Below are 15,131 nucleotides of genomic sequence, written 5' to 3'. Positions count from 1 at the left end.
TCTCCTTTTTAAATTACAGATTAAACTGGAGTACGTCCCCCGTCTAAAGTAATAACTTTCCCTGTTATATATGTGTTCCGCTCCGAAGCCAAAAATTGTATCATTTCTGATATTTCATCAGCCTTAGCAAGTCGTCCGAGAGGGACTGTACTCGCATAACGCTCCATTTCAGACTTTACATCGCCCCAGTTTGGGTTTTCGATTTTCCCCGGAGCCACCGAGTTGATCAATATGCCATCAGAAGCAAACTCGATTGCTAGTGATTTTGTCAATCCGATAATCGCAGACTTCGCTGTACAGTAATGTACCCCTGCAGTTTGCGAACCAACTAGGCCAGCCGTTGATGAAATCGTAACGATCCGCCCACTTTTAACGTCTTTCATCTGAGGTAAGAAAGATGCGATGCTGTAAAAGACAGCGTTTAAATTAATATCCATTACTAAACGCCACTCATCACCCTGTACTTCTAATGTGCTCGGTCGTTTACCGTTCCGTTTAGGAGAAAAGCCGTTAGCAGTCACCAAAGTTGCTGCAGGTCCAATTACTCGGTATAAACTATCGGCTTCCTGTTTCATTTGCTCTTCGTTAAGAGCATCTACCACCCTTGGGTGACACTCAATGCCGAGGGCTTGTAATGATGCAGTTGCAGACTTTAACGCTTGTTCGTCACGATCAAACAAGCTAACAGCATATCCATCTTCACCGAAACGTTTAGCTACACTCTGTCCGATAAAGCCAGCCCCCCCTATAATTACTGCGAGTTTTTTCATTCTTATACCCCCACTTCCTCTAGAGAATGAGGACCCCATAACTTCAATTCGCTATCTGCTACGGCATGCCCTATGCGATTAAATTCATCTAAAAAACCCGGAAACGAAACACGTACCACATCCCAGTTATGTATAATCGTTTCCTGAGCACAACAACTCGCTATAATCATGGCTACCATAGCTATCCGATGGTCATTTGGTACTGTTACAGTTCCAGGACTACTAAACGGTCCCGGAGGAATTATCAGTCCTCCGTCAATAGACCGAGCACTAATTCCAAATTGTCGCAATAACTCAATGGTAGTAAACGCACGGTCAGTATCTTTATCAGCTAGTTCGTGAGCATCTAAAATTACTGTTTCACCTTCAGCGGTTGCTGCTACAGCTGCGATGATTGGTATTTCATCAATCATACTCTGGACAAATGCATCACCAGCAATCGTCACACCTTTAAGTTTACGGCCTGAGCGGATAACCACTTTCCCTATCGGCTCACCACATACCGTACCTTGCTCTAGAACATCTATATCAGCCCCCATACGTCGAATTACATCTAAGAATCCTGTACGTGTTGGATTTAAGTTCACATCTTTAACAGTTAATGATAGGCCTGGATTTCTTTGCATGGCGACCAATCCAACTAGAAACGCAGCAGAAGATACATCTCCGGGAACTGACAAATCAAGCGCCAGTATTTTGTTCGGAGGAGTAAGTTCAAGATAATCACCAGTATCAACTAAATTAAATCCAAAATAGTTAAACAGCCGTTCAGTATGATCCCGAGCTTTTGTCTTCCTATAAATACGAGTTGGATTATCAGCCAGCAGAGCTGCAAAAAGTAGCGCCGAGACTGCTTGAGCACTTGAGACTCGAATTCGGTGATGCCTGCCCTTTAATAAAGCTCCAGTTACATCTACAGGAAGATAACCAGTTTCTCCTTCCCATTCAATCTTGGCTCCCATATCTCTTAAAGATTCAACAATCCAGCTCATTGGACGACGACGCAAAACTTGGTTGCCATCAACTCGGAAACACCCACGCTGACCACACAAGAGCGCAAGCATGATGCGAGATGAAGTAGCGGAATTTCCCAAGTTAACAGATTTGTTTCCTGTATGATATCCATACTTCCCTACACCAGATATGAGGACATCCTCTCCAACAGTTTTAATCTGTACGCCACTCTGCTTAAGTGATTTCAAATTGTTTATCGTATCCTCAGACCATAGTAGTCCTGAGATGCGACTGGTTCCCTCCGCTAGACTTGTCAAAAAGGTAGCTCTTTGACTGATAGACTTGTCTCCAGGTGGCCTCCAAATTATATTTTCATGAGGCATAAGCCTCGGATATATTGTCACTTTATTCAAGAAAAAACCCCCATTTTAAAATAGCCGATTCATTAGGTCAGGAGATGCGGTTTGACATAGTAGCAATTATCTCATCATCCTCCCTTTCCGCGTCATCATCTGGAAACAAGACCGCAGAATCCGGAACACGTCCAGGATATTCCTTTGCAAAGCTAGAGCTACGGAATCTTTTACGTTGCAAACCTAAGCTCTCTTCTGGTTCAAATTTTTCAGGTACTGCTACTAAGGTACCTGAATTTACGCCGAGTTCGAGTAACCTCTGACCAATGTCTGTTCGGGTTACTACCATTGAGAAACGACTTGGGATATCACCGTGTTGACTTGAAGCATAAATGTTAGGATCCCCATCTGAAATAGAAATGTCTGCAATACCAGACCACCAATCACGACAAGATAGACACCTGAATGTTTTGAATTTTTTGAACTCCTTTACCAATTCAAAAAATGGAAGTTCTTTGGATTTATCGTCCTTTGTATAAACTGTAAAGGCTCCTGGATACTGGCCATCGCGATATCTCACATTTGCTACCTCTTCGAGCGGGATATTAAGTTTATTCTCTATAAGATGCTCTGTTCCCGACAACTTAGTACTAGATGCACACCCAATTTCAATTGTAAACACAATTTTCTTGGCTAGATCTGCAGTTTTTGGATGTCGTTGAATCTTTCGGATAGCCTGGATCTCACATGCCAAACCAACTATGCCAATTCGTTCGTACTTTGTTTCTTTTAACAAGTGCAAGTTTGGAGCCACACAATATGTTGATTGCGCGCAATTAATAATTGTCTGTTCATCATCAGTCAAGATTGCCTGAGGAATCCAAGGACGTTCTTTATCACGATCAATAACTAGAACTGCATCAACTAATCCTGATCGTAGTGCAGACACTAATAAACCAGTTGCAGCACCACCAGCAGAAGCTCGATCACGTATGCTTGAATCTACAGCGGAAACTAAATTAGATTTTTGCATAATACCAGTCCAACGCTCCTCAGGAATCCGTGTGCGGCCGAAAAGAAACATCTCGGATGCCGGTACGTCCGTCTCCCTCCCTGGACATATCTCACTGCATAGGTTACATGAAACGCAAACATTCGATATCATTTCAGAATCCAAAGTCGTTTCAGGTAAAAAAGCGTCGTTTAAACTGATGATGTTAGCCGGACATACTGCCACACAAGCACCACAACTAGTACATAAATCTTGATCCAAAATTTCTTCTTGAAGTTGCAAGTACGACATCTATATTAAACCCCTTTCACTAATTTTTTCAGTCGTTATGTTGACATCTAACGCCCGTTCTACATATTCGATTGTCCGTTTCATTTGATTGATATGATTCTCATCATGACCTGCCAGAACACCTAATAGAACACGCAGTTGTTCATTTCCTCGATAATCTAAATATCCGATACGATTCCACTCTTCTTCATGTAAGGTATCTAGTAAAGATAACAGGTTCATACGTTCTCTTTTAAAACGTGCGAAACACGTCCACACATCATCAAGCCTAAACCATCGCTCCCAGTCATCTGAGTCGTATCCAACCAAATTGGGGCAATCCTCTGTTAAAATACAACGTACGCGTACTGAATTACAGACCTCGTTATCAGCTAAATGGCCTATAATTTGGTGTACAGACCACTTGTTTGGAGCAGGACACATATTAAGCCCTTCTTGAGGGCATCTTTTCAACAATTCTTCTAATTTTTCAATAGTAGAAAACAGTGATTGTTTAAGGTCAAAACCAGGCTTGGTAGCAATTTCGTATGCTCTTATTTGCCCTGATGTAGCTTCTTTAAATGCAACAACCTGTTCTGCCCAAATACGATCCTCTTCTGTCAATAATTTACCAGAAAAAATTTTTTCTAATATACTATTAAATCTGAATTTTCCCAAAACAAACCACCTCTTTTTTCTTTTTGAAAGTAAGAAACCTTACACACTAGTAAAATTAACAATACTTGAAATATACGAAAAGATATCACTAAAGAGAAAAATCAAAATATTAAAATTTCATACCCACTTTACAATATATTTCCAGAAAATTCAATACTGGAATTAGAAAAAATTACAAGTAATAGTATTAAATGTGACATAATGGTTAATATTCCCACTATATTCAGTTCAAAAGTCCACATATCAAATGTGAGCTTTTCAATGTATAAATAACAAACTAAATGTATTGGAACCTTCTACAATGCTTTACTCTAGATTGTCATCTGTTATAGCTTTTAATACTTGAATAGTGCCTTGTGCTAATGCTGACCACGCCGGTACATATACCAACACCCATTTTTTGTAAACCGATAACTCTCTTACAAGCTTAGTATCGAGTTTACATAACATTATTATTTATTCATTTATTTTGTTAGAACTATTCATTTAGTTACTTTTTACTTCTCTTTCCTCAAAACAAGAATGCAAATCTTTAAATTGTAAAATCATGTATAAAAGCTTTATTAAATAGAAAGAGGTATTTTATGTTCTCTATAACATCCAAATCCCACCTATTTGGACAGATGATCGACTTAACTGGTTAGAAAAAACGACAGATAAAACCTGCATCACAATTCATGGATTACAGTTCAATCTGGCATTGTTAAAGGTCGTTTTTTAGGTGAAAATATAAATACAATGTACGGCTTCGTTGGAAACCTTACTTCCTCTAAAAGTATTGCGAGAAAAACTTTGCTATGCAAAACTACACGACATTTTTGACAAAGCTTCAGCGATTATTTTACGTAACATGAACAATATGATGGTTTGGGAACTGGAAGAAAGCCTTATAATGTATTGCTAGAACAGCTAGATGGATGTACTATGCCTATCATCACTGATGTTGATTGCTGCCACACTTAACCCTACATGCCATGCCCATCGGCTTAAGTGTACGTTTCAAACAACTGGTAATGAGGAAAACTGATTTTCATAATGTTCGTATAACCTATATACTTCACGTATAATGAAGGCAAATAGCCAAAGGACTCTAGTATGAGCCTGAATGTACTCATATGAACTACAATTTAACGAACCACTACTGAGCAACTGCCTATCATGGTGTTATTCAGCTAGCACACTCAGAGGATAATGACGATATCGCAATATTTTTTAAAAATATCAGCCTTATTCGTATAAATGACACAATGCTGACAACAGATAAGGAACCTTTCGTCATTACCTTAGCCCTAAAAATTTAAATAACAATTACTTTACAGGTGTCCTGCGTGGGCGCTTTTCATTTTGGGTAAGGAGGGTTTTTATGAATGATATACATAGATCAACAACAGATGAAGAATTGACAGAAGAAGAATTAATAGAACTTGTCCTCGCTGAACAGCAAAAGGCGTTGGCACAAGAACACGAAGAACTACTACAAGGTAAAAAGCCTAAAAAACGAAAACCAATTGTCAAATGGATTGTCTGGAGTATGGCATTTGTATTAATTTTGAATACCTTTGCTCTTATCTTTCAAATTTACTCCCCTCCAGCTCTTGAATTTTTGAAGGTGTCTGCACGGCTATCAGCGCAAGAAGATATAAAAACCTATAAAAAAGCTGTAGTAGAGATCTCTACAGGTTCTAGTAAAGGCACTGGTTTTTCAATTTCTTCAGATGGACTTATCGTAACCAATGCACACGTTGTAGAAGATGCTCAATCATTATTCGTCATTTTTCCTGAAGAAGGGTTAATGGCTGCCAAGGTACTACAAAGTTTCCCTGACGTAGATTTAGCATTATTGCAGGTAGCTGGTGATGACTTACCTTCCCTCTCGCTTGCAGAAAATCCTAACTATAGCAAACATGAGCATGTCTATTTCATTGGTAATCCATTAGCGTTTACGGGCATTGCAAATGAAGGAACTTTACTGGAGTCAACTTTCGTTGATGATTGGCAGGAGCCTATAATGATGATGAAAGCCCCTGTTTATCGAGGAAATAGTGGTAGTCCTGTTATAAATGCTGCTGGTGAGGTGATTGGGATCGTCTTTGCAACGGCGAAAAAAGATCCATATGGTCGTGTCGGTTTGTTTATTCCTGTAGAAGTGCTACAACGCATACTAAGTAATTAATGCGAAAAGTTGCTTGTTCTCATACTAAAGAGACAAGCAATTTATTTTGTTTACATAATATAATTATTAAATCGTACAGAAATTGAGAAACTTAATTTTTGATCTGTATGAATCGTAGTATCTAGACTCTTTCAAATACCAAGTCACTAGTAATCATATTTTGTAACTCTCAAATGTTCGAAGCATATAAAAAAAAGGCATCCTATATCAATAGGATGCCTTTTTTTAACGGAAGTAATTTTAATTACTGTGAATTAAAGTTTAGTTACGTTAGCAGCTTGTGGTCCGCGGTTGCCATCTACAACTTCGAATTCCACTTTTTGACCTTCGTCAAGAGTTTTGAAACCTTCGCCTTGGATAGCTGAGAAGTGTACGAATACGTCGTTTTCACCTTCAACTTCGATGAATCCAAAACCTTTTTCTGAGTTAAACCATTTTACTGTACCTTGTTTCATTTAAGAAAACCTCCAAAAAATAAAAGTGAACAATATGTAATTTCTTCAACGATTGTAAAAAATTCACATATTACAAAGAGTACCGAACTAACGCGATCACTTTTTGTAATATGTGAATTCATGTTTCCGGTGAAGCAATTAAATTGTTAACTTAAGTATAACCGCCATTCATAATTTTGTCAAATAAAGAAAAATGTTTTTTTATTAATTTCTAAATTTTATTTCTATTTTCCAGATTTTAAAGCGATAATGCCGTGATAAATTTGTACATCATCATCACAGGCTTCGCAAAAAACACTTTCATCTTCTGACCAGAATGCCCAATATCCCTCTTCTTTCGTAGCCTCATTGTCATATGTTAAACGGAAGTGCTGCAGTTTCGTTTGCAATGCTGACTCAAATTGCTCCTCCGATTCAAATGTTTCATTTGATTGAATAAAAGCCTCCCAGCCTTCAAACTTCCACCAAGGCTCATAATCAGCTTTCATGTAAATGATTGTATACATATTTGCCACATTCCCTGCTGTAATAAGATATTTTCATTTTAGCAAACACATTTGAAATGTCTATTAAAACACTCTGTCATATGCTATTATTACCTTATTATTCATAATTTTTGGAGGTATTTTTTTTATGTTTTCAAGTATTCGACCTAAGGCCGAACTCGATGAATTATTAAGGCGTGGTACAAATTTAAATGCTACAGGTCGTTTTAATAAAACACTAGCATTTAACCATTTCAATGCTCAAGATGAAGAGAATTTAAAAACTCTCTACAATAAATTAAAAGATATCACGCCTTCAATGAATGCTATTTTTACTAACTATTTAAGAGAAATCTCTCTTTCCTCTCAGCTAACGATTAGTGAAGAAAATATTAATCGATACTTAAATCAATTTTTCTTAGCTACTCGTGATGATGACTATGTAGATGAAACCGTTAAATTTTTTAATTTATTTAGAAAGAATCAATATGAGCCAGGTAAGTTAATCGTCGTCTTCAATCAATTTGCATTTTATATTACTACATACATTTTACATAATTTCGGTTTAAAACCTAATAGAGCATTTGAATATATGAAATCTTTCCAATCAGCTGTTAATGTTGACCAAGAATTACTCATCGAAGTATTAACAGAACGTACTATTGAAAATGTAGTTGCTGAAATTTCTTCTTTAATGGATGTCAACGCAAAAATCATGTACATGAAAGATTTAGTATTTAGCCTAGATAAACAAAACGAAGAAATTCAGTCCTCTACCGCGGCAACTGAAGAAATTGCCGCTTCTATTAACGAGGTTGCTCGAATGTCTTCTCGTATTTCTGAAAAAACAACTGAATCTGTTGATCATGCTGTACAAGGAAAAAATGCAATTGAGCATGCCCTTTCTGAAATCTTTAAAACAGAAGAGACATTTACAACAATTGTTGAATCCTTTTCAGAATTACAAAAGCGGGTAAATGATATTGAGCATGTTGTAACGTTAATAAACCAAATTGCCGATCAAACGAATTTACTTGCTTTGAATGCTTCTATTGAGGCTGCACGAGCAGGCGAACATGGTAAAGGCTTCGCCGTAGTTGCGCAGGAAGTTCGAAAGCTTGCTGAGGGAACGGTATCAGCGCTAAGTGAAGTAACTGCAAATGTACATCATTTAAAAAGCTATTCAAACGATGTGTCAAACTCAATTACAGAAACGACTGAGATTATTAAAGATGCAACAGTAGAGGCTAAAGAATCGTTACCATTATTAAATGCGATTGTTAGTGCCATTGAAGGTATTAATCTGGATGTCACGAATACAGCTGCGATATCACAGGAACAGGCTGCAGCTATTGATGAAGTATCAGCAAGAATGATTGAAATTTCTAACCTACAAGATGACATTCGCGAATATAGTCATAATACATCTAGTGATATTCATTCATTAGGGAAAGAAATTAATCGTTTCCGCAATGATATTATTGAGAATAATAATGTTCAGCTATCGTCTATAGCACTTTTACAATTATCAAAGGCCGATCATATTTTATGGAAATGGCGAATTTATAATATGTTCCTTGGTCTTGAAAATGTCGAACCAAGTGATGTTTCTTCGCATACAGATTGCCGTCTCGGTAAATGGTATACATCCGCTCGCACTGTCGAACGTTTCGGACACTTACAGGAATACCGAGAATTAGACGCATATCATCTACGTGTTCATGAATCGGCGAAGTTAGCAGCGGAAGCTTATAAGATTGGGAATATTCAACAAGCTGAAGTTCATTTAAAAGAAGTAGATCAAGCTTCTAAGCATGTTCTCTATTTTATCAATAATTTAATCGTATATTTAGAAAAAGAACGTGTTATGCACTAACCACCAAGGGGATTCACCCCTTTTAACTAGTAGGAGGTGTTAGCTTGAACAAGCGAGCGCTTATTCAATTTTTCGGTGATGTTTACGGGACTGGCTATCGTTTTTTCATTAAACAGAAAGCGATTGAACTAGGATTAAAAGGATACTGTAAACTAAATAATCAAGATCAAATTGAGGTTGAAGTAGAAGGATCAAAAAAAGCGATAGATGAATTCTTAGTATTCGTTCAAAAGGGTGTTAGCCCTCAAGCAGATTCCAATTCATTTACTTTAGAGCTTTTTGATGATTTAAAAGGTTATACACGCATGGAGTCAGACATTGTTTAGTCTGGCTCTTTTGTTTTTAAAGTGTAGGAATACCAAGGTTATTGGGGGCAAATTTAATTAGGATTGAGGTTAATTCCCCAGTCCTTTTTATTTTCCCTCCACAAAAAACACCAGCCGTAGCAAATAATTATTTAGATGCCTTACTTACACCATTCCACTGTTCTCATGGCAACCTTTATGAGTGATTTCATCATTTTTATCCATTTAATGAGATGTTGTCTGCTGGACAACTCTTAATTGAACTTTCTAGCACTGCATTTTCTAATACGTATTGGGTTCTCATTCCTCTTTTTATCTATGCTTTATTTAGTTGCTACCGCATTTAAAAGTAATTGTTTGTTATGATCAGACATTACACGCCATTCTTTAACCGTTACTTTCATTTGCCCTCACATCCTTTCGAATTTTCGCTTCCAAACACTGTATGCAAGTGAGAGCGTATGTAAGACCCTTCCACGTCGATTTATCATTCAAATCCCAAAGTTCATGCGATACATCCATCGGGTTTCTTGTCATAATAAAAAGCCACAACTCATAATGAGTATGACTTTGAAGTCCTGATTATAATTCTTCTAAATAGATTGTAACTATAATACTTCTTGGACTGTAAGTAAAAGTTCTTTCACTCACTGCCCTGTAATTATCATCCATATTAACTACATCACCAACGTTCGGAATCAGAGCTGATAGAGAGTTGTTGATGTCATACGTCATAATTATATCTCCGTTTTGTTCACAAAAGCTGATTGTAATCTGTTCTAAATTTTCTCTCATATTTGGCACCACCTTCCACACTAATCATAGAATATAGGGAACCGAATGTCATCACAAGAAATATAAAGCACAATAAAAAGCCACAATAAATTAGATGTGACTTGATATCAATATTTTATTTTGTCGTTAAAGTCTCAATGGTTTTACTGTTATTACAGATAAGACATTTAGCTTTAAATTTTACACTCGTTGAAAGTAATTGCAACTTACTTATGTCGTTACTCAACTTTTCTATTTCAACTAAACCTTCACTTTGCAAAAACCTAATTTCCAACTCAAGTTTTTTTAATGACTTTTGAATTAATTCTATATCTTCTTTGTATTTCTCTAACATGATTTTAGTATCAATGAGTTCAATCTTATTGTTTGTGTTTTTTTGCATATGGTAGACTCTCCCTTTTTACCTATGAAGTCATCTTTATGGCGCAATCTTTGTTACATGAGAAATTGAAAAACACCTAAGTACATGAAAAAATTTTAACAATTGGATTTAATTAACACTATTATAAAGTTGTTTAACATATTTAACAATGTTATTTTTCCTTCAATAGAAAATCAATTATGGCTCGGCAAAATTGTTGCTGTCGCTTCGCTTTCGCACAGAAAACTTTTGTTGCTTTCGCTACAGAAAAACATGCGTCCAGGTTCGGCTTTGTGCTTGTATAAGAAGCTCCTTTCCGATTTCCGTGAAGGTACTAGGTAGGTGGGATGTTTCGACAGAACAATTAATTGCATTTCCAGTCTAATGAATGTCTTAAAATCGGCGTGTATCACTACTCGATATGTAAGCGTATTTTGAGAATAAAATCTCGAATACGCTTATTAATTTTATAAATAATTTTAACGCCATGACAAGGAATCAACAACAGACGAAAAAACAATACTAATGTTTAACCTATTAAGAGAGAAAAAATTGACTAACAACATGTGAAGTAATTCGCGAATTACTATAACTATGAATACAATATATATAATGAAATCGATTAATCCAAATAGGCCCTTTATTACCTACCCGAGTAATAGATGAAACAACAATGTCGGACATTTTGTTTGACTTCTTTTTCGTTTGTCCCCTTTTCTTCCTAATAAAGCAAAGGATTTTCTTGTTCTTAAGTAATATCATTGAGAAACTTTACAAATAGCAGTAAAATTTATGTAAGGATTATTATTTCATTGAAACTTTATGTCGATTATTTCGTATAAGAATATAGACATATTTAAATGCTAGGAGGAAGAAACATGCTCAGTGTCGGACAGTTTTTCTCTAGACATACCGCTAGCTTCTTAATTTCTCTCACAACTGTTTCTATCACAGCAATTGCGGCAAGTCCAGGATACTTCCTTGGTGGTATATTGTTTGCTGGAACATACGCGTCGAGTACTGCGTTATTGAAATATAGACAGAAAAAGAAATTCATGCAAATAGCAGGTATAACAAAAGAAGAATACAAACATATTGAATCACAACTTACAGCAGCCAATAAAAATATTCAAACATTAAGTCAAAACTACTTACGTGTACGTTCAGTTTCTGCATTTAAGCAATTACTTGAAATGACACGTATTTCAAAAAATATCGTGAAAGTAGTTAAAACAGATCCACGGAAATTTTATAATGTTGAACAATTTTTTTATGCACATCTCCCTTCCGCTGTCGAATTAACGGATAAATATACGATGTTATCGAGACAGCCTGTGAAGGATAAGGAAATCCAAATTACATTATCGAAAACAAGAGAAACACTTACAGATTTAAATGATACGATTCAAATTGATTTAAAGGATGCGCTTTCCAACGATATTGACCATCTTCAAATGGAAATAGAATTTGCGAATCGTTCAAATATAAGACGAAAAGAACAATTGGAGTGGCGAGGCGATGATAAGTGACAGCAAATGATCACGCATTTCAACTAAATACAATACAAGGTCTTTCCCCACTTGTGCAATCTTATTTAGAAACAACTCAAAATAATGAGGCGATGGCGACGTATGATACGCTATCGCCTCTTGCACAAAGTCGTGCACTTCTATACGCTAGTCAGCTTGACCTGACAAACTTCGAGTCAGTCCTGTCTTTAGGGCAAGATTCACAGCGATCGCTTTCCCAATTTGCTGATCGAATGCTTGCACAAGTCAAACAAAAAGATGTCACAAAAATTGGCCAAATGTTAGACTCATTAATGCAAACGTTAGACCGTGTGGACCCTAACGCATTAGAACCAAAAAAGCAGTCCTTTTTTAAAAAAATGTTTGGTAAAATTGAGCCTACTATTAAGCAAACATTAACGGAGTTTGAACGTATAAGTATCCAGGTAGAACGAATTGGTGTTCAACTTGAACGTGCACAGCTTCAAATGATAAGAGATGTGGAAATGCTAGAAGGACTTTATGCACATAATAGAGGATTCTTCGAGGAGTTAGCGACCGCTATTGCAGCAGGACAAATGAAGAAGCAGCAAGCCATAGAAGTTGAGCTTCCTGAAAAAGTGACTAGTGTACAAGCAACGAAACAGCCACTAGCTATCCAACAACTTAATGATTTTGCCGCTCAAATTGAACGTCTAGATCAACGTATTTATGACTTACAAGTATCGCAGCAAATTGCCTTACAAACTGCACCACAAATACGCATGATTCAGCAGTCTAATCAAACATTAGCGGAAAAAATTGAATTTTCCATCGTGACGCTCATTCCATTGTGGAAAAATCAGTTGGCCATGATGTTATCCATGCATATGGATCATCACTACGCGCAGCTAGAGGAAAGATTATCTCGTACAAATGATCGATTTACGAGCCCTTCCTTTGAACAGCAAGTATCGAAATTCAAAGAAACACAACATGAGCTGAAGACAGCTATTAAAGATGTCTTTGCCCTTCATACAGCTACAGAGCAGGAAAAACAGCAATTACAGGATGTAGCTGAATTAAAAACCTTTAAGAAGGAATGATTCCCTTTTTCCAACAAAGAAGGGTGGCTCAGAAAAATCTGAACCACCCTTTGAATTTTATTCGAAATAATCTTTATAGTAGCCACCGATATTACCAGTGTTATCGATAATAAAAATGAATTCTTCTGTTTCATTTTTCACATCATATTGTTTCCCTACTGTTAATACGTTTGAAACTAAATATTTTGATGCATTAGTATGCTTACAAGTAACTGTGCGTACTGTCTGAGCATCTTTCCATTTTAAATGTAACATAATCTCTCTACCTCTCTTTACTAGCACGAAGCTAATGTCTACTGCTTATTTTATAATATTTTTGAACTTTTGTGGAGAAAAAAACCATAGAAGATCATATTTTCTTCATAACTATCGTTATTTAACCATATCCATAATAAAAATTTTTACTTCGAGGTGTTACTATGAGCTTTGGTGGTGTACCGCAATGGTTTTTTATCCTAGCCGTTGCCTTTGCAATTTGCTTTATTTTATACGCAGAATGGAATTCTAGAAAATAAGTGAGCCCATTCATTTGGACTCACTTTTTGTTATTGTAACCGATCGTTATTTTAATGTTCGTTTTAAAAACTCTTTTGTCCGTTCATGTTGAGGGTTTACTAATACCTGTGATGGTGATCCTTCCTCTACAATTACACCTTTATCCATAAATACGACGCGATCCGCTACTTCTTTGGCAAATTCCATTTCATGTGTAACAATTAACATCGTATTCCCAGCATCCGCTAGTTGACGCATTACCTTCAACACTTCACCGACCATCTCTGGATCCAGTGCTGATGTCGGTTCATCAAACAACATTACATCTGGGCTCATTGACAATGCTCGTGCAATCGCTACACGCTGTTTTTGACCGCCAGATAGTTGTCTTGGCTTCGCATTAACATATTGATCCATACCAACAATTTGCAAATATTTTAAAGCAACTCCCTCTGCTTCTACCTTTGAACGCTTTAATACTTTCATTTGACCAACTGTACAATTTTGTAGCACATTATGGTTGTTGAATAAGTTAAATTGCTGGAATACCATACCTAAATGTGTACGGTATTCTTGGATATTATGCTTTTCGTCTAAAATGTTTTCACCTTTGTAAATAATTTGACCACCACTTGGAGTTTCCAGTAAATTAATGCAGCGTAGTAGTGTTGATTTACCAGAACCGGAAGAACCGATTAAGCAGACAACCTCACCCTTTTCTACTTGGAAATTAACATCCTTTAACACTTGGTTACGTCCAAATGATTTACTTAAATGCTCTATTTTAATAACTGTCATCTGTTCGTCCCCCTATATTGCTTCTTTCTGTTCTTTTCGGTATGCATCTGGTCCATCTAGTCGTTTTTCAATATACAGTAATATTCTTGATGCTGTGAATGTCATAATGAAATAAAGGACGCAAGCTACAAAGAAGGATTCAAAATAGCGGAAGTTATTACCTGCAATCGATTTTGTTTGGAAGTATAATTCCGTAACCCCGATAACATTTAAAACGGCTGTATCTTTAATATTCATAATTAATTGATTACCTGTTGCAGGCAATATATTTCGTGCAACTTGCGGTAATACAACATGTAGCATAATTTGAAAATGGTTCATACCAATGGCCGATGCGGCCTCGTACTGCCCTTTATCAATGGATACAATACCACCACGTACAATTTCAGCCATATAAGCACCTGTGTTTAATGAAACAACTAAAATACCTGCCGTAATAAAGTGCATATCAATGCCGAATGCCATATCTAACCCGTAAAATACAACCATCGCTTGTACAATCATTGGTGTACCACGGAAAAATTCGACATAGCATGTTAGTATAAAATTAATGAGCTTTAAGCTATAGAACTTTACACCTTTTTTACGAACCTTTATGGTATGCATAATTCCGATGAAAAATCCGATAAGTGCACCAATAATTGTACTACTAATAGAAATAAGTAATGTATAATACGTACCTCGTAAAAACATTTGCCAGTTGTTCTCAACAATAGAAATAATCCATTCAAAACTCATGATGTTCCTCCTAACTACGT

General features: G+C 36.5%; 17 protein-coding genes. 5 read left to right on the top strand and 12 right to left on the bottom strand.

Going from position 1 to position 15,131, the window contains the following annotated elements; all coding sequences use genetic code 11:
* Nucleotides 1-20 precede the first annotated feature (20 nt).
* The 5 genes from C7Y47_RS06660 to C7Y47_RS24860 form a co-directional block, all read right to left on the bottom strand.
* Nucleotides 21-770 (bottom strand): SDR family NAD(P)-dependent oxidoreductase, encoded by a 750-nt coding sequence (locus C7Y47_RS06660; RefSeq protein ID WP_185903422.1) that lies wholly within the window; start codon nucleotides 768-770, stop codon nucleotides 21-23.
* 2 nt (nucleotides 771-772) lie between these two features.
* Nucleotides 773-2,107 (bottom strand): 3-phosphoshikimate 1-carboxyvinyltransferase, encoded by a 1,335-nt coding sequence (aroA, locus tag C7Y47_RS06655; RefSeq protein WP_255505067.1) that lies wholly within the window; start codon nucleotides 2,105-2,107, stop codon nucleotides 773-775.
* 67 nt (nucleotides 2,108-2,174) lie between these two features.
* The gene (locus tag C7Y47_RS06650) at nucleotides 2,175-3,380 is read right to left on the bottom strand and encodes a Coenzyme F420 hydrogenase/dehydrogenase, beta subunit C-terminal domain (protein WP_142508052.1); all 1,206 of its coding nucleotides are present in this window, start codon (nucleotides 3,378-3,380) and stop codon (nucleotides 2,175-2,177) included.
* Complete coding sequence (locus C7Y47_RS06645; RefSeq protein ID WP_142508051.1) at nucleotides 3,381-4,037, bottom strand: DinB family protein; 657 nt, start codon at nucleotides 4,035-4,037, stop codon at nucleotides 3,381-3,383.
* A gap of 306 nt (nucleotides 4,038-4,343) precedes the next feature.
* A complete protein-coding gene (locus tag C7Y47_RS24860; protein WP_185903421.1) occupies nucleotides 4,344-4,487 on the bottom strand; it encodes a hypothetical protein in 144 nt (47 codons plus the stop codon).
* A gap of 913 nt (nucleotides 4,488-5,400) precedes the next feature.
* On the opposite strand from C7Y47_RS24860, the gene C7Y47_RS06640 reads away from it, so the two are divergent.
* The gene (locus C7Y47_RS06640; RefSeq protein WP_142508050.1) at nucleotides 5,401-6,210 is read left to right on the top strand and encodes a S1C family serine protease; all 810 of its coding nucleotides are present in this window, start codon (nucleotides 5,401-5,403) and stop codon (nucleotides 6,208-6,210) included.
* 254 nt (nucleotides 6,211-6,464) lie between these two features.
* On the opposite strand, the gene C7Y47_RS06635 is transcribed toward C7Y47_RS06640, so the two are convergent.
* Together C7Y47_RS06635 and C7Y47_RS06630 are read right to left on the bottom strand one after the other, a co-directional pair.
* Nucleotides 6,465-6,665 (bottom strand): cold-shock protein, encoded by a 201-nt coding sequence (locus C7Y47_RS06635; RefSeq protein ID WP_004230088.1) that lies wholly within the window; start codon nucleotides 6,663-6,665, stop codon nucleotides 6,465-6,467.
* Between the two features lie 224 nt (nucleotides 6,666-6,889).
* The gene (locus tag C7Y47_RS06630) at nucleotides 6,890-7,171 is read right to left on the bottom strand and encodes a DUF1033 family protein (RefSeq protein ID WP_142508049.1); all 282 of its coding nucleotides are present in this window, start codon (nucleotides 7,169-7,171) and stop codon (nucleotides 6,890-6,892) included.
* Nucleotides 7,172-7,298: 127 nt separating this feature from the next.
* On the opposite strand from C7Y47_RS06630, the gene C7Y47_RS06625 reads away from it, so the two are divergent.
* Together C7Y47_RS06625 and C7Y47_RS06620 are read left to right on the top strand one after the other, a co-directional pair.
* On the top strand, nucleotides 7,299-9,026 hold the full coding sequence (locus C7Y47_RS06625) for a globin-coupled sensor protein (RefSeq protein WP_142508048.1): 1,728 nt from the start codon (nucleotides 7,299-7,301) through the stop codon (nucleotides 9,024-9,026).
* 44 nt (nucleotides 9,027-9,070) lie between these two features.
* Complete coding sequence (locus C7Y47_RS06620; RefSeq protein ID WP_142508047.1) at nucleotides 9,071-9,352, top strand: acylphosphatase; 282 nt, start codon at nucleotides 9,071-9,073, stop codon at nucleotides 9,350-9,352.
* Between the two features lie 561 nt (nucleotides 9,353-9,913).
* Here C7Y47_RS06620 and C7Y47_RS06615 read toward each other — a convergent pair.
* Nucleotides 9,914-10,126: a hypothetical protein gene (locus C7Y47_RS06615; protein WP_142508046.1), complete on the bottom strand. Its 213-nt coding sequence runs from the start codon at nucleotides 10,124-10,126 to the stop codon at nucleotides 9,914-9,916.
* A gap of 115 nt (nucleotides 10,127-10,241) precedes the next feature.
* Nucleotides 10,242-10,508 carry a hypothetical protein gene (locus C7Y47_RS06610; RefSeq protein WP_142508045.1) on the bottom strand — a complete coding sequence of 89 codons (267 nt, stop codon included), beginning with the start codon at nucleotides 10,506-10,508 and terminating at the stop codon, nucleotides 10,242-10,244.
* Nucleotides 10,509-11,365: 857 nt separating this feature from the next.
* On the opposite strand from C7Y47_RS06610, the gene C7Y47_RS06605 reads away from it, so the two are divergent.
* The gene (locus C7Y47_RS06605) at nucleotides 11,366-12,016 is read left to right on the top strand and encodes a 5-bromo-4-chloroindolyl phosphate hydrolysis family protein (protein WP_142508044.1); all 651 of its coding nucleotides are present in this window, start codon (nucleotides 11,366-11,368) and stop codon (nucleotides 12,014-12,016) included.
* Complete coding sequence (locus C7Y47_RS06600) at nucleotides 12,013-13,080, top strand: toxic anion resistance protein (protein ID WP_142508043.1); 1,068 nt, start codon at nucleotides 12,013-12,015, stop codon at nucleotides 13,078-13,080. The genes C7Y47_RS06605 and C7Y47_RS06600 overlap by 4 nt, the downstream gene beginning before the upstream one ends.
* 57 nt (nucleotides 13,081-13,137) lie before the next feature.
* Here C7Y47_RS06600 and C7Y47_RS06595 read toward each other — a convergent pair whose 3' ends face one another.
* The 3 genes from C7Y47_RS06595 to C7Y47_RS06585 all read right to left on the bottom strand — a co-directional run bounded on the left by C7Y47_RS06595 (nucleotide 13,138) and on the right by C7Y47_RS06585 (nucleotide 15,111).
* Nucleotides 13,138-13,335 carry a DUF6501 family protein gene (locus tag C7Y47_RS06595; RefSeq protein WP_100541949.1) on the bottom strand — a complete coding sequence of 66 codons (198 nt, stop codon included), beginning with the start codon at nucleotides 13,333-13,335 and terminating at the stop codon, nucleotides 13,138-13,140.
* Nucleotides 13,336-13,641: 306 nt separating this feature from the next.
* On the bottom strand, nucleotides 13,642-14,373 hold the full coding sequence (locus C7Y47_RS06590) for an amino acid ABC transporter ATP-binding protein (RefSeq protein WP_142508042.1): 732 nt from the start codon (nucleotides 14,371-14,373) through the stop codon (nucleotides 13,642-13,644).
* A 12-nt stretch (nucleotides 14,374-14,385) separates the two neighbouring features.
* A complete protein-coding gene (locus tag C7Y47_RS06585; protein WP_142508041.1) occupies nucleotides 14,386-15,111 on the bottom strand; it encodes an amino acid ABC transporter permease in 726 nt (241 codons plus the stop codon).
* Between the last annotated feature and the right edge of the window lie 20 nt (nucleotides 15,112-15,131).

It is taken from the genome of Lysinibacillus sphaericus (assembly GCF_006864135.1).
GTDB lineage: Bacteria > Bacillota > Bacilli > Bacillales_A > Planococcaceae > Lysinibacillus.
The sequence above is the reverse complement of the archived record's forward strand: the minus strand, read 5'-3'. Positions and strand labels throughout refer to the sequence as shown.